Below are 24279 nucleotides of genomic sequence, written 5' to 3' on the forward strand. Positions count from 1 at the left end.
TTTAAGTTATTTTTCTGCAAATTAAAACTATTTTGCTATTATTTTTATCAGTTGTAAAAAAACAATATGAATTTCCTCCATTTTTTATTTTCCACTTTTTTCGAATGCTTTCTACTGTTTCAGGAAAATTACGTGTAGTAATATTTGCCTGCTGATTTAAAAGTTCCGATTTCATGTCATTTTTGTTGTATGATAACACTTTTTCAATTTCAAAACTCCGTCCTGGAAAAGCAATTAATTCATCAGAAGTGTATAAATGAGAATGTTTATGAAGTTTATTTATTTGGAAGGAAGTACTAACTTCATCAAAACCTCCCGATTTCATAATTGCCGAATTGGGTTCGTACAGAAATTTTTGTGGTAAATGATATGATGCATATTCTAATTTGTCCAAAACAAACTCAAAAGTTTCAATGTTTGCTTTTAAAATATTAGCAGTTTTTACGGTTACTTCGCCAGTATAATGATTATGAATTTCAAAAAGCAATTCTTTTACTTCATTTTCCAAAGCAATAATATGGATGTTTTTTACGAATTTTAATTCTGATAAACCTGCTGAAATATCTAATAAAGGAGCTGTTTTAATTAATATTGAATCTGTTTTTTCAAAATAAAAATCCAATAATTCCGGAACATTTGGCAAGCAGTCTTTTAGCATAAACACTTTACCCTTAGCATCATTTCTACGGGATGGATCTATGTAAATCCAATCCCATTTAAAGTCTGGTTCAGACTCATTTAAGATATTTGCAGAATCGTTGGCGTAGCAAAAACAATTTTTTACACCTAATTGCGTGAAATTATGTTTTACAATTGCCGATAAATCTTCGTTGATTTCACAATGTGTAACGACTTTAAATTGTTTAGAAAAATAATAATCATCAACGCCAAAACCACCTGTAAGATCTATCAGCGTATTTCCTGAAATTAATGAAGCTTTATAAGAAGCAGTTTTCTCTGAAGAAGTTTGTTCTACAGAAACTTTACCCGGATAAATTATGTTTTCTGTAGAAAACCATGTGGGTAATTTTTCCCTAGCTTTTGTTTTGGCCTCAATTTGATTCAAAATTAAAATCCAGTCAACCTCTGGGAAAGGATTTTTCTGAAGTGCTAATTTTGAAATGGATGCACCACTATTTTTAGATATAAATTCCTGAATGTTTTTGTTTAAAATCGAATAGTTCAATGTTAAATTCTTTCGGTTAATACGGTCACAATTTTGTTATCAGGAAAAAATTCCTTCAAAATTACTTTTACCATTGTAAAAACCGGAATGGCGATAATCATTCCTACAATTCCAAAAGTAATTCCGCTGATTATCGTAATCAGAAATATTTCCAGCGGATGCGAATTTACACTTTTTGAGGAAATTATAGGCTGGCTAATATTGTTATCAATAGCCTGGACGATCAGGAATCCTATGATGACATAAATAGTTGTTGGTAAAATTTCAGATTGAAAATCAGCACCAATCAAACTAATCATGGTTAAAATTCCGGCTAATATTGTTCCGATAATTGGTCCTATATACGGAATGATATTTAAAATAGCACATAAAAAGGCAATTACAAAAGCATTTTTATTTCCAAAAATGATTAGTACAATCAAATACAAAATAAACACAACTGTTAATTGTAATAATAACCCAATAAAATAGCGTGTTAAAAAGTGATTTATTTTTGTAATTGAGTTTATAATTTTATCTTCATTATTATCAGGCAAAATTTTTCTGGCCTTTGCTTTAAAATCATCCTGATCCTTTACAAAGAAAAAAGTAATAAAAAATACAGAAACTAATCCCATTCCCATATCGGCAACAAATCCTAAGATAGAGTTTATAAATCGCGTAAAATAACTAAAATTAAACATTGATGTTATTTTTGATTCTTTAAGCATTTGATCTATATCTACATGTTTGATATTAAAATAGGTTTCTATGCTTCTTTCAGTTTCAATAAATTGTAATTGCAGCTGATTGGAGTCTAACAATGCTAAATTGTTGGCCTGTGAAATGATTAACGGAACAAACAAAAAGATAAAACCAACCATCATTAAAATAAAAAAAAGGATAGCAGTTGTAGCAGCCAGGGAATTGCCAAACTTTAATTTGTTTTTTAAAAACTGAACCATAGGATTTGCGATCAAACATAATATGAGTGAGATACACAGATATACAATTACGGTTTGTATTTCATACAAAAAATATAAGACGGCTCCAATAATCAAAATAGTTGTTAAAGCTCTTAAGATTCCATTTGAAATAATTTTTGATGTTATCATGTTTTGAATTTTGACCATAAATATAGGAAAAGCTTTTTAGATTATTTGCTGCAAACAAAAAAAGCGAGATTGTTATATCTCGCTTTGATGTTTTATAATGTATGCTTTTTTAGATTCCAAAAGAAGCTCTTGGCCCTCCGGAAACAAATATAGCAGCCATTCTGTTTTTTTGGCCTGTTGAGAACATATACATGGCATTGTCATTAGTATAATCCATGTAGTTCATTGTCATTTCTACAGGAGTTCCAGGACATGTACTGTAATGCGGGTAAGCCGGAACACCATAGTTTTCTTCGTTATGAACAGGAGTGTCTGATACCAAATCACTTCCACAAGTTGCGTCTCCCCAAATATGACGTAAATTCATCCAGTGACCTACTTCGTGAGTTCCAGTTCTTCCTAAATTAAAAGGAGCATTGGCAGCACCTGATAATCCAAAATATCTGTAATCAATCACAACACCATCAGTTGATGATGGTCCACCCGGAAATTGCGCATATCCCAGAATATCATTACCAATAACACATGACCATAAATTAAGTTTCGTTGTTGGTGAAGTTGGAGCCAATCCGCCCTGAGCAGTTTTTTTCATAGCATCGTTTGTTCCCCATTGGGTTTTGGTAGTCGATTTTCTAATCACCTGATCTAAAACAAATGTAATCCCAACATTTGCTTTTACACCAGAAAAAAGTGCAGGAACATTGTTGTAATCTGAATTTAAGGCATTAAAATCCTTGTTTAAAACATCAATTTGAGATTGAATTTGTGCTGTTGAAATATTCTGCGCAGCGGTTCTGTATAAAACATTTACAACAACAGGAATTTCGATTTTACCATTTACTAAACGGTTGGTCAGGATGCTTTTGTTTGTAAATGCTTCAATTTCATTCATTCTGATTGCCAGCATTGGATCCGCTTTTAACTGTGCGTCTAAAACTTGTTGGGACGCACATCCACGTCTGGTAGCAACACTTGAATTTAAATTTGAACTTGAATCTGATGATTCTGTTTGTTCATTTTGACAAGAAAACAGCATAAGAGCTGTAATTGCGGAAAAAAAAATTTTTTTCATGATAAAGGGGTTTTTGTTATAAAATTACTTTTAGGTTAAATATTAACCCAATTTTATAACAAATATTGTAAACTACCAAATTTTTATAACAAATTATTAACCAGAAATTTACGAACCCTTATGTAGTCTAGTTCTTATAAAAAGTTAAATTTTTTATTTAGAAGTTAATTCGTACAAAATTATACTTGTAGCCTGAACAACATTCATACTGCTGTTTTTTCCAAACATATTAATGTGAACGATTTGATTTGAAATTTCTAAAAGCTTATCAGAGATTCCATCAATTTCACTTCCTATCAAAAGTGCTATGTTTTTATTGTCAGGAATTAAGACTTCTTTTAGAGGTTTACTGTTACTCGTAATTTCTAACGCAATAATTTCAAAATTATTTTCGATTAAATAGTCAATTAATTCAGCTGTTTCTTCAATAACAATATGAGGTACATGGAGATGAGTGCTTCTTGAAGTCTTGTTTATTTTTCTGGGAGTTAATGGAATATCTTTTCCTAAAAAGATGATGTTTTCGACACCAAAAGCTTCACTGATCCTAAAAAGAGAACCAATATTTTGCTGAAAATAGATGTGATCACAAACAAGGGTTATTGGAAATGTTTTTCTTGCAAATTGATTTTCTTTGTGAGTAAGCTGCACTGTCTGGAAATTAATTGGTAAAAATATAGTTGATAATGTTGGCTCCCATTTTTAATGCCTTTTGACGTACTTCTGCCGGATCATTATTTACTTCCGGATCTTCCCAGCCGTCACCAAGATCACATTCATAAGTATAAAGTAAAACCAGTTTGTTTTCTACAAAAATGCCAAAGGCCTGAGGTCTTTTTGCATCATGCTCGTGAATTTTTGGCAACCCGTTCGGAAAAGGAAAAGGTTTTTGAAAAATAGGATGACTGGAAGGAATTTCAACCAGATTATTGTTCGGGAATATTTTTTTGATTTCTTTTCGAATATATTGATCCATTCCGTAATTATCATCAATGTGAAGAAAACCGCCACCATTTAAATAATTCCTGAGATTACTGATGTCAGAATCGCTGAAAACAACATTTCCATGTCCGGTCATGTGCACAAAAGGATACGACAGTAAATCCGGACTGCCTGGTTCAACCGTTGATGGTTTTGCTTTTATCTGCGTTTGAATGTTCGAATTGCAAAACCGTATTAAGTTTGGCAACGAAGTAGGATTTGCATACCAATCACCGCCACCGCTGTATTTAAGCAAAGCAATTTCTTGTGAAAATGAAGAGATGGAAGCGAATAGAAACAAGAAAAATATTTTTTTCATAACTACTTATATTTTTTGTCATTTCGACGAAGGAGAAATCACATTCAATATTCGACAAAGATTGAAGATTATAAATGCGGAGTTTCCAGTGTGATTTCTCCTTCGTCAAAATGACAAGTTGACGATTTAATTAATATTCTCATTAAAAAAAACAACACTGTGACAAGCAACCACGGCGGCAGTTTCAGTACGTAAACGAGTGTTTCCTAAAGTCACGGGCTGGAAATTATTTTCAAGAGCCAGTATAATTTCTTTTTCAGAAAAGTCTCCTTCGGGTCCAATTAACAAGGTTACATTTTCATTTGGTTTCAAGACTTCTTTCAATGATTTTTTAGCAGTCTCTTCACAATGAGCAATTAATTGCAGGCCTTCATTTTTTTGTTTAATGAATTCCTTAAATGAAATGGCTTCGTTTAGTTTTGGTAAAAAAGTTTCATTAGATTGTTTCATTGCTGATAAAATAATCTTTTCAAAACGCTCTTTATTAACCACTTTCCTCTCAGATCGATCGCAAAAAACGGGTGTTATTTCCTGTATACCAATCTCGGTTGCTTTTTCTAAAAACCATTCAAAACGATCATTCATTTTGGTTGGCGCTACGGCTAAATGCAAACGAAATTGCGGTTCAGAAGATTTTTTTATCGAAAGTACTTCAACAATGCATTTATTATCTGAAGCAAGCGTTATTTCGGTTTCAAATAATAATCCTAAACCATTTGTAACGTGTAGAATATCGGAATCTTTTTTTCGTAAAACCTTTATGATATGGCGGCTTTCTTCTTTATCAAAAGAAAAAGTTTCAGTCGTTTCGTCTATATTCGGATTGTAAAATAATTGCATAATTAAAATTGAATTCGTGCTTTTGAAACAACTGCAGAAGTTTCAAAACGCCCTGATAAATATTTCTGATAACCAACAATTCCTATCATTGCAGCATTATCTGTTGTATATTCAAATTTCGGAACAAAGGTTTTCCAGCCGTATTTACCTTCACTTTCCTTTAATCTGCTTCTGATTCCTGAATTTGCCGAAACACCTCCGCCAATAGCAATTTGCCTGATTCCTGTTTCTTTTACTGCTAATTTTAATTTATCCATTAAAATTTCGATAATGGTATATTGTATAGAAGCACAAATATCGTTCAGGTTTTCTTCAATGAAATTAGGATTTTCTATTTTTTTCTTTTGGATAAAATATAAAATGGCGGTTTTTAATCCCGAGAAGCTAAAATCTAATCCCGGTACTTTTGGTTTTGTAAATGTAAATGCTTTCGGGTTACCTTCTTTTGCATATTTATCTATCAAAGGCCCACCAGGATAGGGAAGCCCAAGTATTTTGGCACTTTTGTCAAAAGCTTCTCCAACAGCATCATCAGTAGTCTCACCAATGATTTCCATGTTAAAAAAACCGTTAACTTTTACAATTTGTGTATGTCCTCCGCTAATGGTTAGAGCTAAAAAAGGAAATTCAGGTTTGTCAAAGCCTTCTTCATCTATAAAGTGGGCTAAAATGTGCGCGTGCATATGATTTACAGCAATCAACGGAATTTTTAATGCCAGTGATAATGACTTACTAAAAGAACTTCCAACGAGTAATGAGCCCATTAAACCAGGACCTTGGGTAAAAGCAATGGCTGTTAATTGCTCTTTTTGTACATTTGCTTTACGTAATGCAGCATCAATTACAGGCACAATATTCTGTTGATGTGCTCTGGAAGCCAGCTCTGGAACTACACCGCCATATTGGTTGTGAATTAACTGATTCGCTACAACATTTGAGAGTACTTTGTCGTTATGTAAAACCGCGGCGGCAGTATCATCGCAGGAACTTTCGATGGCAAGAATAAAAACCTCTGAATTTTGCATATAAAGGCACAAATTTTGAATTATATTTGACAAATCAAATTTTTAATTTGCTTTGATTGTAAAGGAGGAGCCAAAATTAAAGAATTTTTATCAAAAACAGTCGTACTTTGTCTGTTCAAAATAAATTTAAAAGAAAACTAAAATAAAAGCAGCTATCAAAAAAGTAAAGAAAATAGTATCCAGAACCCTAATGGGGTTAGTTTTGCTTATACTGGTATCTGCTATTACTTTGTCTTTACCTGTAGTGCAAACCAAAATTGCACATTACATTGCTGAAACACTCAATACCGATTTTAAAACGAATATCAGTATCGATAAAGTGGCTATAAATGTTTTTGGAGGTGTTAAACTTAAAAAAGTATTGATTCTTGACCATCATAAAAAAACTTTAATTTATTCGGATATTATTACCACCGATATTTTAAGTGTAACCCGATTGATTGATGGTGATTTGATTTTTGGAGATGTTCGCTTAACAGGTTTGATTTTTAATTTGAAAACGTATAAAAATGAAGATGAAAATAATATCAATGTTTTTATAAGATTATTTGAATCAGGAAAACCAACTAAATCAAAAAAACACTTTTTGTTAACGGCCAGGAATGCCTATATTTCTCAGGGTGCATTTTCTGCAATTGATGAGAATAAAAAAACGCCAAAGATTATTGACTTTAAAAAACTGAATACTTATATCAGTGAATTTAAAATATATGGTTCTGAAATAAACACCAATATTCATAGATTTTCTTTTTTAGATCACAGAGGTCTTTATGTAACAAATCTGAGTTCAAAGTTTAGTTATTCCAAAAAACAAATTAAACTTGAAAACTTAGCGATAACAACCAAAAGATCCAATATTTACGGTAAAGCGATTTTAAATTATAAAGTTAAAGATTTTTTAGAATTCACTGATAAAGTAAGGTTTGATGTGGCATTAGATTCAGCTTCTTTAGCTTCAAACGATATACGCTATTTTTATAAAGGCTTAGGGAAAAACCAGCACTTTAAAATAAAAACTAAAATAGAAGGCCCCTTAAATAATCTTAATTTAAAAGGATTGAGATTAAGAGATGCAAATGGCTCAAGAATAATAGGTAATATTAATTTCAGAAATCTTTTAGGAAACAAAACTCAAAAGTTTTCTATGAATGGTAAGTTTGATAAACTGATTTCGAGTTATGATAATTTAGTTGTTTTGCTGCCAGATGTTTTAGGAAAAAAACTTCCAAAGGAACTGCAAAGAATTGGTAAATTCAATATTGTGGGTACAGTAAAAGTATCGACAACAGATTTAGAATCCAAATTTAAAATGGCAACTGATTTAGGGAACGGTCAGATTCAGTTAAATATGAATAATATTGATTTTATTGATAAAGCTTCCTATTCAGGAAATGTTATTTTGGATAATTTCAATGTGGGTGCCTTATTAAATAGAAAAGATATTGGTAAAACGACCTTAAATTTAGATGTTGACGGTGTTGGCTTTTCTAAGAAATATCTAAACACGATTATAAAAGGAGATATTGCCAAACTTGACTACAATAAATATACTTATAATAATATTGTAGTAAATGGTAATTTTAAATTGCCTTATTATAAAGGGCAGGTAGCTATTAATGACCCTAATTTGAACCTGACATTTGATGGTCTGGTTGATTTGAGTAAACGCGAAAACAAATACGACTTTCATATTAATGTAGAAAATTCGGATTTAAGAAAACTGAAACTGGTTAAGGATTCAATTTCCACATTTACTGGAGATGCTATTGTTCAGGTAACTGGTAATTCTATTCAAAATTTACAGGGAAATATATATATAAAAGATGCTGTCTATCAAAATCCGAAATCAACGTATGTTTTTGATGAAGTAACTGTGAACTCAAGTTTTGATTCGGATAAATTACGTACTATAACCGTCAATTCCACAGATGTTGTAAACGGGAAAATAGTAGGTAAATTTCAGTTTGATCAGTTAGATAAATTGGTAATGAATTCTGTTGGAAGTCTTTATACAAATTATAAACCTCATAAAGTCAAAAAAGGGCAGTTTTTGCGTTTCAATTTTCATGTTTACAATAAAGTAGTAGAAATGCTGTATCCGGATATTAAAATTGATTCAAGTACAGTTTTGCGCGGCAAGATAGATTCTGATAAACAGGAATTTAAGTTTAGATTTAATTCACAACAAATAACGGCTTCAAAAAATACATTTGATAATGTCCGAATCAATATTGATAATAAAAACCCATTGTATAATGCTTTTGTCGAATTGGATAGTATAAAGACACCTTACTATAAAGTTCGTGATTTCAGCCTGATTAATGTAACTTCTAAAGATACACTGTTTGTTCGTTCTGAGTTTAAAGGAGGAAACAAAGGAGAGGATTATTATAATTTGAACTTATATCATACTATAGATAAAAATAAAAATAATATAGTTGGAATTCATAAATCTGAAATGAAATTTAAAGACTACTTATGGTATTTAAATGAAGATGAAGAAGATAACAATCAGGTAGTTTTCGATAAAAACTTTAAAAACTTTACTATTGATAATATCATATTATCACATGAAAATCAAAAAATTGATTTGAATGGAGTTATAAAAGGATCTGATTATAAGGACGTTGTTTTAAATTTTGAAGATGTTGATATCAATAAAATTACTCCTTTAAATAATAAATTTGTTGTAAATGGTAATTTGAATGGAAATATAAATTATAAGCAGAATAAAAATGTCTACCAGCCTACAGCTTCTATTGAAATTTATCATTTAAATTTAAATAAAATAGATTTAGGAACTTTAAAGTTTGACATTTCGGGAGATGAAGCGTTTAAAAAGTTTACAATAAATTCATCTATTGAAAATAATTTTACTGAATCTTTTAAAGCAGAAGGCAGTTTTGCTATTCAGAATAAAGAAACCATGTTAGATTTAAAATTAAAACTCGATGGTTTTAATTTGGCTACTCTGGGAACAATCGGAGGAAATGTTTTGTCCAATATAAGAGGAACTGTTTCAGGAAATGCTGCAATTGCCGGTAATCTTAAAAAACCGGAAATTAATGGAAGACTTTATGTTGAAAAAGCAGGTATGACTGTTACTTATCTTAATACAGATTATGAACTAAACAATCGTACTGTAGTGGATTTAACAGATGAAAAATTCTTATTTAGAAACAATCAGTTAACGGATACCAAGTTTGGAACAAAAGGATTGTTAAACGGAAGTATTGAACATAAGAATTTTGGAGACTGGAAATTAGATTTAACCATAACTTCAAAACGATTATTGGCATTAGATACAAAAGACAGTGAAGATGCTGCTTATTTTGGAACGGCTTTTATTAATGGAACTGCAAGTATCAAAGGGCCAACAGAAGCCTTGTTTATTAAAGTTGATGCGAAATCTGGTAAAGATACACAGATAAAAATACCCATAAGTAATGTACAAAGTGTTGAAGAAAAAAGTTTTATCCACTTTGTAACGCCCAAGGAAAAATATAATTTAGCTAATGGTATTGTAGAGAAAACAAAAAACTATAATGGCCTGGAATTAGAATTTGATTTTGATATTACCCCCGATGCAGAAATAGAGGTAATTTTAGACAGGGATTCCGGACATGGTATGAAAGGTAAAGGATATGGATCGCTGCTGTTTAAAATCAATACCCTTGGTAAGTTTAATATGTGGGGAGATTTTCAGGCTTATGAAGGAACCTATAATTTTAAATATGGCGGATTAATAGATAAAAAATTCGCTGTTAGAAAAGGAGGTTCAATTATTTGGGAAGGTAACCCTATGAAAGCACAATTAAATTTAGAAGCTGTATATACAACTATAGCAAATCCTGCTGTTTTATTAGAGAATTCTTCATTTAATAAAAAGGTTACGGTAGAGGTTGTTATAGGCTTAAGAGGAGATTTAACTAGTCCGGAACCAAATTTTGATATTCAGTTTCCTTCTGTAAGTAATGTTTTAAAATCAGAAATACAATATAAACTGGATGACAAAGACATTCGTCAGACTCAGGCATTATATCTATTATCCACTGGTTCTTTCATGAGTACAGATGGTTTCAGTCAGGGAGATTTGTCAGGAACATTGTCTGAAACAGCTATGAGCTTATTGGGAGGAATAATTAAGTCAGATAATGATAAAATCAATGTTGGGTTTAATTATGTTTCTGCAGACAGACGTATTGGTCAAGAGGCTGATGGACGGGTTGTAGCAACTGTAACGTCGCAAATTAATGAACGTATTGCTATTAACGGAAAACTTGGAGTGCCGGTAGGAGGTGTAAATGAATCGGCAATTGTAGGTGATATTGAAGTACAATACAGGATTAATGAAGATGGAACTGCAAACCTGCGTTTATTTAATAAGGAAAATGATATTAGTTATGTAGGTCAGGGAATTGGTTACACACAAGGTGTTGGTATTAGTTACGAAGTAGATTTTGATACTTTTAGCGAGTTAGTCAATAAAATTTTCAAAAAATATAAATTAGAAAAAACTGGTAAAAATTCCAATGACTTGCAGGATTCTAATTTAAACCCAGATTATATTAATTTTGTAAACTCTAAAAAAGAAGCTGAAAAGGATAAAAAGAAGTCCGATAAAAAAGAAGAAAAGAAACAAGAACAACAACAAAATAACAACAATCAGGGACTAATACCAGACAATGACTTTTAAAAATATCATTATAAATTTAACCCATTGGGAAATTGATTACATTTGATTTGATGAAAAGACAGATCTGAAATGTAATTCGAGTATAAAACATTCTTAATAAAAAGTTGTCATCATGAGTGGAAGACTTTTAACAGAAATGGGTTTCGAATCTAAAATCAGCACATATTTTTATTCGTCAAAAGGTTGTGGTATAATATTTTAAACATCTTTTCTAAATCATTATAAAATACAAAATTTTGTAACACTTCATTTCTGGATTGTTAATTTTACATTTTTAATTAAAAAAGGATACTTTTATTATTTTAAATGAATTTTTTGGGATATAAAAACTTATTAACCGAAAACGTTTGAATTTGGTAATTTATACCAATTTATAATAATCATCTACTGAAAAGTGGTGAATGTTTGCTAATTTTACACTTTAATACTTAAATAATGCCAAAAACAATAAAAAAAGTAGGTGTTCTTACTTCAGGAGGAGACTCACCAGGAATGAATGCCGCAATACGATCAGTTGTTCGAACATGCGCCTATCATAATATAGAATGTTTGGGAATTTATAGAGGTTATCAGGGAATGATTGAAGGAGACTTCAAAGAAATGGGGCCTCGAAGTGTAAATAATATTGTAAACAAAGGTGGAACGATTTTAAAATCGGCACGTTCAATTGAATTCAGGACACCTGAAGGAAGAAAAAAAGCACACGACAATCTTGTAAAAGCCGGGGTTGATGCTTTGGTAGTTATAGGTGGAGACGGAAGTTTTACCGGGGGGTTAATTTTTAATTCTGAATACGGTTTTCCTGTTATGGGTATTCCGGGTACAATTGATAATGATATTTTTGGAACAAGTCATACTTTAGGTTACGATACTGCCTTAAATACAGTTGTAGATTGTATCGATAAAATTAGAGATACTGCAAGTTCACATAACCGATTGTTTTTTGTGGAAGTTATGGGTAGAGATGCAGGTCACATTGCTCTTAATGCCGGTATCGGTGCAGGTGCAGAAGAAATTCTTATCCCTGAGGAAGATTTAGGTCTTGAAAGACTTTTAGATTCTCTTCAAAAAAGTAAAGCTTCAGGAAAATCATCAAGTATAGTAGTAATCGCTGAGGGTGATAAAATTGGTAAAAATGTATTCGAATTAAAAGACTATGTTGAAGCTAATTTACCTGAATATGACGTCCGTGTATCTGTTTTGGGACACATGCAGCGTGGAGGTTCTCCTTCATGTTTCGACCGTGTTTTAGCAAGTCGTTTAGGAGTAAAAGCAGTAGAGTCATTAATAGATGGTAAATCAAATTACATGGTTGGTTTACAGCAGGATAAAGTAGCTCTGACTCCGTTGGAACAGGCGATTAAAGGAAAGTCTGAAATTGACAGAGAATTATTAAGAGTATCAGATATAATGTCAACATAAAAAGAAACGAAGTTTATAGTGAGAAAATTAAACTTTTAATAGTTAAATAAAAACAAAAACAAAATCGAGTAAAATGTCAAAAGTAAAATTAGGAATAAACGGATTTGGACGTATTGGAAGAATCGTTTTCAGAGAATCTTTCAACAGAGATAATGTAGAAGTAGTTGCAATCAATGATTTATTAGATGTAGATCACTTAGCTTACTTATTAAAATATGATTCAGTTCACGGTCGTTTCGACGGAACTGTAGAAGTTAAAGAAGGAAAACTTTATGTAAACGGAAGAAACATCCGTATCACTGCAGAAAGAAATCCAGCGGACTTAAAATGGAATGAAGTTGATGTTGATGTAGTTGCTGAATGTACTGGTATTTTCACAACTATCGAAACTGCAAATGAGCACATTAAAGGTGGTGCTAAAAAAGTAATCATTTCTGCTCCTTCTGCAGATGCTCCAATGTTTGTAATGGGTGTGAACCACGAAACGGCAAAAGCTTCTGACTTAATTGTTTCTAATGCTTCTTGTACTACAAACTGTTTAGCTCCTTTAGCTAAAGTAATTAATGATAATTTCGGAATTGTTGAAGCTTTAATGACTACAGTTCACGCAACTACTTCAACTCAAATGACATCTGACGGACCTTCAAGAAAAGATTGGAGAGGTGGACGTGCAGCTGCAATCAATATCATTCCTTCTTCAACAGGTGCTGCAAAAGCGGTTGGAAAAGTTATTCCTGAATTAAACGGAAAATTAACAGGTATGGCTTTCCGTGTACCTACTGCTGACGTTTCTACAGTAGATTTAACTGTAAAAGTTGCTAAAGAAACTTCATATGAAGAAATTATGGCAGTTTTGAAAAAAGCTTCTGAAAATGAATTAAAAGGTATCTTAGGATATACTGAAGATGCAGTTGTTTCTCAGGATTTCATTTCTGATAAAAGAACTTCAATCATTGATGCGACTGCAGGAATTGGTTTAAATTCAACTTTCTTCAAATTGGTATCATGGTACGATAATGAGTACGGATACTCTAGTAAATTGATTGATTTATCTGTGCATATCGCAGGTTTAAAATAATATTTTATTAAATGATAAAATCCCGTTATTTCAAAGTAACGGGATTTTCTTATTTTGTTATGTCTTTAATTAATGTAAAAAATACACTTTTAATTGAAGTTAAACTAACTAAAAAAAACTAAACTAAAATGAAATTAATAGTTGATAGCGGTTCTACTAAGGCTGATTGGATAGCGATTGATGATAATGGTAAAGTATTGTTTACTACGCAAACTTTAGGATTGAACCCGGAAATTCTTGATGGTCCTGAAATTATTGAAAGAGTAAATGATCGTTTTGATATTTCTCAAAATCGAAAAGAAGCTACACATTTGTTCTTTTACGGTGCAGGTTGCGGAACTGAAAGAATGCAAACTGCATTAAAAGAGGTGTTTAGAGCGTATTTTGAAAATGCAATTGTAGAGGTTCATGAGGATACCTATGCAGCAGTTTATGCAACTACACCAAAAGGAGAAGAGGCAATTGTTAGTATTTTGGGTACTGGTTCTAATTGTAGTTATTTTGATGGGAAAATATTGCATCAAAAAGTGCAGTCATTAGGCTATATTGCAATGGATGACTGTAGTGGAAATGTTTTTGGAAAAGAATTGATCAGAAAATATTATTTCAATAAAATGCCTAAAGAACTGGCAGTTGAGTTTGAAAAAGAATACGATTTGGATCCTGATTTTATTAAAAATAAATTATATAAAGAGCCAAACCCAAATGCTTATTTAGCAACTTTTGCCAAGTTTTTGATTCAGCATAAAGAGTCTGAGTTTTGTAGAAAAATAATTTTCAAAGGGATGAAATCTTTTGTTAAAAACTATATTAAACAATATGATAATTGCCAGGAAGTTCCTGTTCATTTTGTTGGTTCTATAGCTTTTTATTTAAAAGACGAATTACAGGAAATATTTGATAAGTATGAACTTAAATTAGGTAATGTTTTGAGACGTCCAATTGACGGTCTCATAGCTTATCACGTTGCTAATAAATAATAATTTAGAATGGAAATTGCAATTATTGCACATGATGGTAAAAAAGCAGACTTGATTAATTTTTTAATTAAAAATACAGAGATTCTGCAAAATGAGAATGTAAGTTTAATTGGTACTGGTACAACAGGAGGCAAAGCTGAAGCAGCAGGTTTTAAAACAAGGCGAATGCTCTCAGGACCTTTGGGCGGAGATGCTCAGATTGCCGGAAGAGTAGCTGAAGGATTAACTCAAATGGTTTTCTTTTTTAAAGACCCTTTGTCGAGTCACCCGCACGAAGCAGATATAAATATGTTAATAAGAGTTTGTGATGTGCATAATGTGCCATTGGCAACCAACGAAGCAACGGCACAATTATTATTAGAAGCTATTGCACAGCGATTATAGAAATCTCAACATTTACATTTTTTGGCAAACAAGCCACTTGAACCGTTTCACGTGCTGGAGCGGTTTTTTCATTAAAATAAGATCCGTAAACAGTATTTATTGCTGCAAAATTATTCATATCCATAATAAAAATAGAAGCCTTTACAATATTCTCAAATGTCATATTTGCGGCTTCAAGAATGGCAGAAATATTTTGCATAACCTGATGTGTTTCATCGTTTATGTTTTCTGTAACAAGTTCTCCTGTAGACGGGTTTATGGCTATTTGTCCGGAAGCATACAATGTGTTTCCTGATAAAACAGCCTGATTATAAGGTCCTATTGGTGCTGGTGCTTTTTCGGTGAAGATTATTTTTTTCATATCACAAAAAGATTAAAATTGTATTTTGATTATCTGTTAGAAGCGCTTCGTTTGTTCCATTTAATATCACTAAGCATTCCTGATTTTATTCCAATAAAGAAATTCCAGTTAGAATACGTACCAAGAGGTGTCCAGTTAAAAGACATTCTCCAGCTTAATAAATCTCTTTCAAAACGCAGTTGTGTAAAAGTAACGCCTTTTTGTACAAAATCATAACCGGTTGAGATTCCGCCTTTCCATTTAGGGGTAATATCCATATTTGCAGAAATCATTAAAGAATTACCCGAAATCTTATTTTCTCTTTTTGTATTTGTATAAGTCAATGAATAAGCCATAGTCATATCCCAGGGAAGTTTTGAATTGAAGAATTCTGTTATTACATTCTCAGAATCTTCTTCGGTAAATTGACTTTTCCTGGTGTCATTAAGGTCGGTGTTTGTTCCAAATAAATCATCACTACGACCTCCGTTTCGCTCACTTTGTTTGTTTTCATCCTTTTTGTCGTTTTTGTTTGAAAAGGAATAATTCAGTGTCATATTGGCACTTGTCATTCTAAACAAGCTTCCTCTATTATTGATGTTGAATACATTAATTTGCTGTCCGGAATTATCAATGGCATAAGGGTTTAATGTTGCGGCAAAATTGACATTCATTTTATTGTCAAACAATTGCGTTCCTCCACTAACCCGAATAGGCTCAAGTGCGAATGTTGTTTTTCCGTCAGCATTAAAATTATAACTGGTGCTGAAATTTAAATTATTTAACAGCATCACTTTCTTAGGCTCTGTTTTAGTGCTGTCCTTATCTGTTACTTTTGCTTCAAAAGTATTGCTTAAATCAAAACCGATTATATTAGAATTTGATTTTCCTGGTTGCCCGTAAACTCCGTTTTCAAATCGGGTGTAATCTTTATAAGTGGCTCCGGTTGCATCTATGGCGTATGTGTCATAATATCTTTCAAAACTAGGTGTGTAGGAGTAGGAGAATGATGGGCGCATTACATGTCGTATGGCTTGTATTTTCTTTGTGTCCCCAAATTTGAAAGTACCATAGATAGTGGTTCCTAAACTTGAACTAAAGTTATACGTTCTAAAGGCATCAAAACCATTAACTGTTTTATCAACAACAGTATTTAAGTCGCTATCAAAAGATCTGTTGATTGTTTTGGTTACCCAGGTTTCCTGATAGTTAGTTGATGCACTTGCACTAAAATATTTAAATACTTTAAAGTTGGTGCTAATTGGGATGCTGTGTTGCATTCCGATTTTGGCATTATCAAACATTTGAGGCTTGAAGAATAGTGAATCAGTAGTTACAAAACTGTTTTTACCACTCAGATTGTATTGTAGGTTAATATTTTTAATTAGACCTTTTTTGACACCGTCTTTTCCAACAAATGGATAAATACGATCAACACTTGCCTGTAACGAAGGTAAAGTCATATTTATTTCTTCAGTTTGTGTATTTTGAGAATGCGTTGCAGTTAAGGCTATTCTGGCTTGTGGGATAGTATTGAATGTTTTATTCCACGAAATGGAAGAACTAAGCGTGTTGTTTAAACTGGAACCAATATTAGCCTGATTAATGGATTGTTTGAAATATTTACTACTACCCATATTCACAGAAGCAGAAAAACTCGAGTTAGGATTCGATTTGGAATCTTTTGAGTGTGACCACTGAATATTATAAATATTTTGTTTGGAATAATCAGGATAGCCTCTTTCGCTTGATATTAAATTCTCAAATCTAAAATTAACATTCCCTCTATACTTGTATCTTTTTGCATATGAAGATTCAAAACGCATAGCATAACTGCCGTTGGTATAGTAATCTCCTAAAACAGTTAAATCATAATTGTCACTTAAAGCAAAATAATAACCTCCGTTTTGTAATGAAAACCCTCTGGTGTTAGAGTCGTTATAACTGGGAACAATAATACCCGAAATACTTTTTTCTTCGCTCATTGGGAAATAGGCGTATGGCAATGCAATTGGAGTAGGAACGTCTGCAATAACCATGTTTGTTAATCCGGTAATTACTTTTTTTCCGGGAACAAATTTTACTTTGCTCGTTCTGAAATAATATTCAGGGTTGTCAACGTCAGTCGATGTAGTAAAACGAGCTCCTTTTAAATAGTAAACCGAGTCATTCTCCTTTTTGGTGATTTCTGCTTTAATTTTAAATTCTCCCTGTTCTGTTCTGGAATTATAAATTAAAGCCTTTTTTGTTTTGAAATTAAAGCGAATTGAATCTGGCTGAACTTCATTAGACCCTTGTTTGAAATTCGGATATTGTACCAGAATCCCTGCAGAATCTTTTATCCTTCCGGCGTATACTTCATCATTTTTATAATCAAGAATAATAATTCCGGATTTTAATTCAATATCTTTATAATACAATTCGGCTTCATCATAAAGAGTCAGGGTATTCTTTTTTTTATCTATCTTTTCGTAACCTTTGGCATTATGTTTAAGTAGCCCATCTAGAAAAGCTTTTTTGGGCTTAATGCTGTCAATTTTAATTGTATCCGTTATAGTCTTTGTGGTGTCTTTAGAAGCTTTTTTTGATTTATCAGATTGTCTTGCAGCCGGTAACGGAGTTTTTTTGGGTTTTATTTCCTGAGAATATAAATTACCACATCCTATAGTTAGGAAAAATGATATTAAAACGATATTAAATAAGTTTGTATGCAAAGGTTTAAATGCTATTTTTGTAAAAGTATGGCTTGTTTTTTGACATGTCAAACTTACATATAATTTTTGGCAAAAATAATCAATTGTAAAAATTATAGCTTTGCATTTTATTAAAATTAACTTTTAGATTTATGAACATTTTTAACAAAACTAAACTAATATTTATTTTTTTTCTGACCATAACGTGTTTTTCTGTTTACTCTCAGTCAAATGTTTTTAAAGTAACACTTGATGCAGGACATGGAGATCATGATTTTGGTGCTGTTTATAGTGGTCGTATTGAAAAAAATATTGCTTTGGCTATTGTTTTGAAAGTAGGAAAGATTTTAGAACTTAATCCAAATGTTCATGTTATATATACCCGAAAAACAGATGTTTTTATTGATTTGGTAGAAAGGGCCAATATTGCTAACAGAGCCAATTCCAATATTTTTGTTTCGATACACTGCAACGCCAATAAAAATACAGCTGCAGACGGAACAGAAACATATGTAATGGGTTTGAGTAAAGTTTCTTCGAATCTTGAAGCAGCGAAAAAAGAAAACTCGGTTATTACACTCGAAAAAGATTATAAACGTAAGTATGAAGGATTTGATCCCAATTCGCCTGAGTCAATGACGGCAATGATGTTGATGCAGGAAGAATATTTGGATAACAGTATTTCCTTAGCTAGTAAAATTGAAGATAATTTTGCAAAACTTGGAAAAAAAATTAGAGGAGAAGGAGTAAAACAAGCTCCTTTTATGGTACTTCATAAGGCTTATATGCCAAGGGTTTTAGTAGAAACAGGATTTGTGTCTAATCCTACTGAAGGAGATATTTTAAATTCAGAAGCAGGACAGGATGATATAGCTCAGGCAATTGCTCAGGCTATTTTAAGTTATAAAAGAGAATACTTTGGAACAGGTGCCCCGGAAATAAACGACATGAAGCCTGCAAGAGATACTTCTATCCCTGCAAAGCCTAAAACAGTTGAAAATACTCCAAAAATAGTTAAGGATACTGTAAAAGGAACTTTTTTTAAGGTGCAGCTTATTGCCAGTATAAAAAAGACACCTTTAGAGCCTAAAAACTTCAAGGGGTTAAAAAATGTAACGATGATCTATGAAAATAATATTTATAAATATTTTTATCAGGAGACTTCAGATTACGAAAGCGCTAAAAAATATTTGCAAGAAGCTAAAAGTAAAGGATATGGTGCTTCTTTTTTAGTAGCGACTAAAAATGGTGAAAAAATCAACATTCAGGACGCTATCAAATAATACTGGTAAGTTCGAATATTTATATTATTTTTGTACAAACACTTACAATTTTGAAACTAACAAGAGAAATCAAAACGGCTATTTTAGTCATCGCATCAATTTTATTATTTATTTGGGGGTATAGTTTTTTAAAAGGGAAAGACCTTTTTACTAATTATCAGACTTTATATGTTGAATATGATAATGTAGAGGATTTACCACAGTCAGCTCCAGTAACTTTAAACGGACTTGGGATTGGTAAAGTAAGTAAAATTACAATCAATGAAACAACAGGTAAGTTATTAGTAGAGCTTCAGTTAAAAACTGATTTCCCAATTTCTAAAACCAGTAAAGCAGCATTATATTCCCCAAGCTTAATTGGAGGAAAACAAATTAAAATTATACCAAATCTGGAAGATAAAAACCTTGCGGTAGATGGGCAAACTCTGGAGGCTGCTATAGAATTAGGATTAACAGAATCCTTAGGTGATAAAATTGAGCCAATTCAGCAGCAATTAAATTTAATGCTTGCAAATATTAATACTTTGGTTTCCGGACTAAACAATGTTTTGGATAAAAAAGGACAGGAAGATTTAAAGAAATCATTGTCAGAATTGAGTCAGACTATGGAGCAGTTTCATAGAGCTTCAGGAAGCCTTAATTCTATTTTAGATACTAATAAAGGGCAGATTAACGGAGTTGTGACAAATTTTAATAAAATGTCAAGCAATTTTAATAAAATTTCTGATTCTTTAAACAAAGCCGATTTAGGTAAAACGGTTAGAAATCTAAATCAGACACTTGCAAAAGTTGACGGTATTATGAGTAATTTGAATTCGGGGAAAGGAACTGCCGGAAAATTACTTAATGATGATGCCCTGTATACTAATTTGTCAAAAACTTCAAAAGAATTAGAATTATTATTACAGGATGTGCGCCTTAATCCAACACGCTATGTAAATGTTTCTGTTTTTGGAAAGAAAAATAAACCTTATGTAGCTCCGACAGAAGATGTAAATTCGACAACTAAAAAATAATAGTAATGGGCTATCTAGATAATATTTTATTTGCTATAGTGCTGATAGCTGGTTTCGCTTTTTTTGCTTCAAACGTAAAAAAAATCATTCGAAATATCAATTTGGGAGTTGATGTAGACAGAAAAGATAATCCTAAAGCACGTTGGGCAAATATGGCTATGATTGCACTGGGACAATCAAAAATGGTTAAGCGTCCTATAGCTGGAATACTTCATGTTGTTGTCTATGTCGGGTTCATAATTATTAATATTGAATTACTTGAAATAATTATTGACGGGTTATTTGGAACTCATAGAATTTTCGCCCCTTATCTGGGATTTGTTTATGATATCTTAATAGCTTCTTTCGAAATATTAGCAATACTTGTAATTTTTGCAGTAACAGTTTTCTGGATTAGAAGAAATCTGATTAGATTAAAACGTTTTATACATTCGGATTTAACCGGATTTCCTAAAAGTGATGCTAATTATATTTTGTATTTTGAAACCGTTCTAATGGTTTTGTTTTTACTGATGAATGCCTCTGATTTGCATTTGCAAAATGTTCCGGGAGGAGTTTTTCATAAGGCAGGAAGTTTTCCGGTAAGTCAATTCATAGCTCCTGTTTTTAACGGAATGTCAAATGAATTGGTGGTTCTGTTGTTTGAAGTTTTTTGGTGGTTGCATATTGTTGGTATTTTGGTTTTTATGAACTACTTGTATTTCTCAAAACACCTTCATATTCTTTTAGCATTTCCAAATACTTATTTTGCAGATTTAAATCCTAAAGGAAAATTTAATAATCTTGAGTCGGTTACCAAAGAAGTAAAATTAATGATGGATCCAAATGCCGATCCGTTTGCTGCTGCTGCTGTAGATGAAAATGCTGTTCCTGCAAAATTTGGTGCAAGTGATGTTCAGGATTTAAACTGGGTGCAATTATTAAATGCTTATACGTGTACAGAATGTGGACGTTGTACATCTTCTTGTCCTGCAAATCAAACAGGAAAAAAATTATCTCCTCGTAAGATTATGATGGATACGAGAGACCGTTTGCAGGAAGTAGGGAAAAATATAGATAGCAATAAAGGTATTTTTGTTCCGGATAATAAAACATTATTAAACGATTATATTACTCCCGAAGAATTGTGGGCTTGCACGTCTTGCAATGCCTGTGTTGAAGAATGTCCCGTTAATATTAGTCCGCTGTCTATTATTATGGATATGCGTCGTTATTTGGTAATGGAACAAAGTGCTGCCCCGATGTCATTAAACGCTATGATGACAAATATTGAAAATAATGGTGCACCTTGGCAATACAGCCAGCAAGACCGATTGAATTGGAAAAACGAGAATTAGGATTTATTGTTTAAATGATTGCTTGTTTATTAACCGTTTGCCGATTTTAAAATAATTTAGGTTTTACAAATGGATTGTCAATTCGTTATCAACTTTTAAGCAATTCAATGATTAACCGATATAATAAAATAAGAAGATGTCAGAAAGTTTAGTAGTACCAACAATGGCAGAGATGTTAGCAGAAGGAAAACAACCGGAAGTGTTGTTTTGGGTTGGTTGTGCAGGAAGTTTTGATGATAGGGCAAAAAAAATCACAAAAGCTTTTGTGCGAATTCTTAATCGTACAAACGTTTCTTTTGCTGTATTGGGTGCTGAAGAAAGCTGTACCGGAGATCCGGCAAAAAGAGCAGGGAATGAGTTTTTATTTCAGATGCAGGCCATTATGAATATTGAGGTTTTGAATGCTTATGAAGCAAAAAAAATAGTTACTGCCTGTCCACATTGTTTTAATACTTTAAAAAATGAATATCCTGAATTGGGAGGTAATTATGAAGTTATTCACCATACAGAGTTTTTGAAGTCCTTAATTGATGAAGGAAGGCTTACTGTAGAAGGTGGTCAGTTTAAGGGTAAAAAAATTACTTTTCATGATCCGTGTTATTTAGGAAGAGCCAATAAAATTTATGAAGCTCCAAGAAATTTAATTGAGAAACTGGACGTTGAATTAGTTGAAATGAAGCGCTCTAAAGCGAATGGCTTATGTTGTGGAGCTGGGGGAGCACAGATGTTTAAAGATGCAGAACCCGGAAATAAAGAGGTAAATATTGAAAGAACCGAAGATGCACTTGAAACCCAACCCGATATTATTGCAGCGGGCTGTCCGTTTTGCAATACGATGTTAACGGACGGTATCAAAAACAAAGAAAAAGAAGGTCAGGTAAAAGTTATGGATATTGCTGAGTTAATTGCTAATGCGCAAGATCTTTAGTTAAGATTCTGAGCTACTAAGAGGTTAAGGTTCTAAGTTTTGAAACCTGAAACCTGAAACTTGAAACAAAAAAATAAATCTAAAATTAAAAATGTATATACCTTTTGAAAATTTACCAGGTGAATCCAGAGTTTGGATTTATCAATCGAACAGAAAATTTTCTGAGGAAGAATTTTCTGAGATTGAAACTGATTTAAAAGCTTTTGTAGAAGAATGGGCTGCGCATGGAACAAGTCTTGAAGCTTCTTTTTTGCTTAAATACAATCGATTTATAATTTTGGCTGTTAATCAGGATGTGCAGGCTGCTACAGGCTGTTCAATAGATAGTTCTGTTGAGTTTATTCAGGGTTTAGAGAAAAAGTATAATGTTGATTTATTGGATAAAATGAACGTAACTTTTAAACTTGGAGAGCATATTGCCCACAAACCATTAATTGATTTCAAGAAAATGGTAAAAGACAAATCGGTATCTGAGAATACGATAGTTTTTAATAATTTAGTAAATAATATTGAAGAGTTTAATGAGTCTTGGGAAGTTCCTGCCGCCGACAGCTGGCATAGCAGATTTTTCTAAAAATAATACTATTTATCGAAAGGCATGAAATTTATTTTTCATGCCTTTTTTGTTTATACAAATAGGTTTTTACTTATTAAAAATGTATTATTGTAAACAAATACTAAAATAAAAAGATAAATACTTATGAATGAAGAAATTAAGATTATTGCTAAAATTACGGCAAAATCATCCTTCAGATGGTTTACAATTGTATCGGTTGGAACTTTATTTACATTAATATGTTTTTTAATAATTCTATTTCAGGACAATGGTGGAGCTGGAGGCGGACACGGAAGTATATATGTATACTTGATAAATCTATTTTCTCATAATTTCTGTGGATTTCTTTTATTTATTGGTACTCCAATGTTTATTTTGGCCTATTTCATGTTTGCAAACAAAGTAGCTATCCAGACTGCTATTCATCAAATTTGGGAAAATAAGATGGGAGGTTACATAGAAGGAAAAATTGCCTTACTTGTAGATAAATTGACAGCTTCTAATAATTGGACTAATTCAATTTCGAATAAAACAATGCTAAAATTGAAACTTTTAGAAGCGAATAAAAATGATAAGGAAAGTTCTAAGATCAAGAAAAAAGTAATTAGTTATTTACTTAATAAAATCAGTTTTAATAATGTAGATTTCGCTAATAAAGATCTTAAACTATCCGAAGTTATTTCTGGTAATATAAAAAAATTTGTGTCTGAAACTATTGAACCTTCATTTTTGGTTTTCTGGCTGCTGCTTTTGTTTCAGTTGGTTTTAATAGTTGTTGCTATATTTTTTTAGACAACAGCTTTGGTAGATTTTGAATTTAGTGTTTTTAATTAATATTGTAATCTTACTTTTATTTCTTATAAAAACGAAACCTCTAAACTAGCCCCGATTACTATGACATAAACAAGTTAATAAATCTTTTTTTTTAAATTTAAATTAGTTTTATTTTAAGACACAGCAAGTTTGCGAATAAGAATTCAACAAAAGGTTTTATATCTTACTCGTTGATAATAAGGGTTGTCCCTGATAAGATTTATGCTGATTTTCTA

At 31.9% G+C, this 24279-nt stretch carries 20 protein-coding genes; 11 read left to right on the plus strand and 9 right to left on the minus strand.

All coding sequences use genetic code 11. The annotated features are described in order from the left end of the window. Nucleotide 1: 1 nt before the first annotated feature. From JE46_RS13675 to tsaD, 7 genes are all read right to left on the minus strand, one after another. Nucleotides 2-1186 carry a THUMP-like domain-containing protein gene (locus JE46_RS13675; RefSeq protein ID WP_031455856.1) on the minus strand — a complete coding sequence of 395 codons (1185 nt, stop codon included), beginning with the start codon at nucleotides 1184-1186 and terminating at the stop codon, nucleotides 2-4. A 2-nt stretch (nucleotides 1187-1188) separates the two neighbouring features. Further along, nucleotides 1189-2280 carry an AI-2E family transporter gene (locus JE46_RS13680; RefSeq protein WP_031455857.1) on the minus strand — a complete coding sequence of 364 codons (1092 nt, stop codon included), beginning with the start codon at nucleotides 2278-2280 and terminating at the stop codon, nucleotides 1189-1191. 109 nt (nucleotides 2281-2389) lie between these two features. Then, entirely contained in the window at nucleotides 2390-3352 is a 963-nt protein-coding gene (locus JE46_RS13685; RefSeq protein ID WP_031455858.1) for a zinc metalloprotease, read from the minus strand. Nucleotides 3353-3505: 153 nt separating this feature from the next. Continuing rightward, nucleotides 3506-4003 (minus strand): TrmH family RNA methyltransferase, encoded by a 498-nt coding sequence (locus JE46_RS13690; protein ID WP_031455859.1) that lies wholly within the window; start codon nucleotides 4001-4003, stop codon nucleotides 3506-3508. 10 nt (nucleotides 4004-4013) lie between these two features. Beyond that, a complete protein-coding gene (locus JE46_RS13695; RefSeq protein WP_031455860.1) occupies nucleotides 4014-4652 on the minus strand; it encodes a DUF4159 domain-containing protein in 639 nt (212 codons plus the stop codon). Nucleotides 4653-4778: 126 nt separating this feature from the next. Next, nucleotides 4779-5492 carry a 16S rRNA (uracil(1498)-N(3))-methyltransferase gene (locus tag JE46_RS13700; RefSeq protein WP_031455861.1) on the minus strand — a complete coding sequence of 238 codons (714 nt, stop codon included), beginning with the start codon at nucleotides 5490-5492 and terminating at the stop codon, nucleotides 4779-4781. 2 nt (nucleotides 5493-5494) lie between these two features. Beyond that, nucleotides 5495-6517, minus strand: coding sequence for a tRNA (adenosine(37)-N6)-threonylcarbamoyltransferase complex transferase subunit TsaD (tsaD, locus tag JE46_RS13705; RefSeq protein WP_031455862.1), 1023 nt, complete (start codon nucleotides 6515-6517; stop codon nucleotides 5495-5497). A 190-nt stretch (nucleotides 6518-6707) separates the two neighbouring features. Between tsaD and JE46_RS13710 the strand changes: the two genes are divergently transcribed. The 5 genes from JE46_RS13710 (at nucleotide 6708) to JE46_RS13730 (ending at nucleotide 15077) form a co-directional block, all read left to right on the plus strand. Next, nucleotides 6708-11213, plus strand: a complete 4506-nt coding sequence (locus JE46_RS13710) for a translocation/assembly module TamB domain-containing protein (RefSeq protein ID WP_051872886.1) — start codon at nucleotides 6708-6710, stop codon at nucleotides 11211-11213. A gap of 435 nt (nucleotides 11214-11648) precedes the next feature. Further along, complete coding sequence (pfkA, locus tag JE46_RS13715) at nucleotides 11649-12635, plus strand: 6-phosphofructokinase (RefSeq protein ID WP_031455864.1); 987 nt, start codon at nucleotides 11649-11651, stop codon at nucleotides 12633-12635. A gap of 73 nt (nucleotides 12636-12708) precedes the next feature. Then, nucleotides 12709-13713 (plus strand): type I glyceraldehyde-3-phosphate dehydrogenase, encoded by a 1005-nt coding sequence (gap, locus tag JE46_RS13720; RefSeq protein ID WP_031455865.1) that lies wholly within the window; start codon nucleotides 12709-12711, stop codon nucleotides 13711-13713. A gap of 128 nt (nucleotides 13714-13841) precedes the next feature. Further along, nucleotides 13842-14693 (plus strand): N-acetylglucosamine kinase, encoded by an 852-nt coding sequence (locus JE46_RS13725; protein ID WP_031455866.1) that lies wholly within the window; start codon nucleotides 13842-13844, stop codon nucleotides 14691-14693. Nucleotides 14694-14702: 9 nt separating this feature from the next. Then, nucleotides 14703-15077: a methylglyoxal synthase gene (locus tag JE46_RS13730; RefSeq protein ID WP_031455867.1), complete on the plus strand. Its 375-nt coding sequence runs from the start codon at nucleotides 14703-14705 to the stop codon at nucleotides 15075-15077. Here the strand turns inward: JE46_RS13730 and JE46_RS13735 are convergent. Then, entirely contained in the window at nucleotides 15058-15438 is a 381-nt protein-coding gene (locus JE46_RS13735) for a RidA family protein (protein WP_031455868.1), read from the minus strand. The two genes, JE46_RS13730 and JE46_RS13735, sit on opposite strands and share 20 nt — an antisense overlap. Nucleotides 15439-15467: 29 nt before the next feature. After that, nucleotides 15468-18182, minus strand: a complete 2715-nt coding sequence (locus tag JE46_RS13740) for a putative LPS assembly protein LptD (RefSeq protein ID WP_031455869.1) — start codon at nucleotides 18180-18182, stop codon at nucleotides 15468-15470. An 80-nt stretch (nucleotides 18183-18262) separates the two neighbouring features. On the opposite strand from JE46_RS13740, the gene JE46_RS13745 reads away from it, so the two are divergent. The 6 genes from JE46_RS13745 to JE46_RS13770 all read left to right on the plus strand — a co-directional run bounded on the left by JE46_RS13745 (nucleotide 18263) and on the right by JE46_RS13770 (nucleotide 24022). Further along, nucleotides 18263-19393 carry an N-acetylmuramoyl-L-alanine amidase family protein gene (locus JE46_RS13745; RefSeq protein WP_031455870.1) on the plus strand — a complete coding sequence of 377 codons (1131 nt, stop codon included), beginning with the start codon at nucleotides 18263-18265 and terminating at the stop codon, nucleotides 19391-19393. Nucleotides 19394-19443: 50 nt separating this feature from the next. Then, a complete protein-coding gene (locus JE46_RS13750; protein ID WP_031455871.1) occupies nucleotides 19444-20409 on the plus strand; it encodes an MlaD family protein in 966 nt (321 codons plus the stop codon). Nucleotides 20410-20414: 5 nt separating this feature from the next. Then, nucleotides 20415-21746 (plus strand): (Fe-S)-binding protein, encoded by a 1332-nt coding sequence (locus JE46_RS13755; RefSeq protein WP_031455872.1) that lies wholly within the window; start codon nucleotides 20415-20417, stop codon nucleotides 21744-21746. Nucleotides 21747-21882: 136 nt separating this feature from the next. Beyond that, nucleotides 21883-22674, plus strand: coding sequence for a (Fe-S)-binding protein (locus JE46_RS13760; protein WP_031455873.1), 792 nt, complete (start codon nucleotides 21883-21885; stop codon nucleotides 22672-22674). 91 nt (nucleotides 22675-22765) lie between these two features. Next, entirely contained in the window at nucleotides 22766-23248 is a 483-nt protein-coding gene (locus JE46_RS13765) for a hypothetical protein (RefSeq protein WP_031455874.1), read from the plus strand. A 126-nt stretch (nucleotides 23249-23374) separates the two neighbouring features. After that, entirely contained in the window at nucleotides 23375-24022 is a 648-nt protein-coding gene (locus tag JE46_RS13770; protein ID WP_031455875.1) for a hypothetical protein, read from the plus strand. Nucleotides 24023-24279 lie beyond the last annotated feature (257 nt).

This window comes from Flavobacterium chungangense LMG 26729, assembly GCF_000735715.2.
GTDB classification, from domain to species: Bacteria; Bacteroidota; Bacteroidia; order Flavobacteriales; family Flavobacteriaceae; genus Flavobacterium; species Flavobacterium chungangense.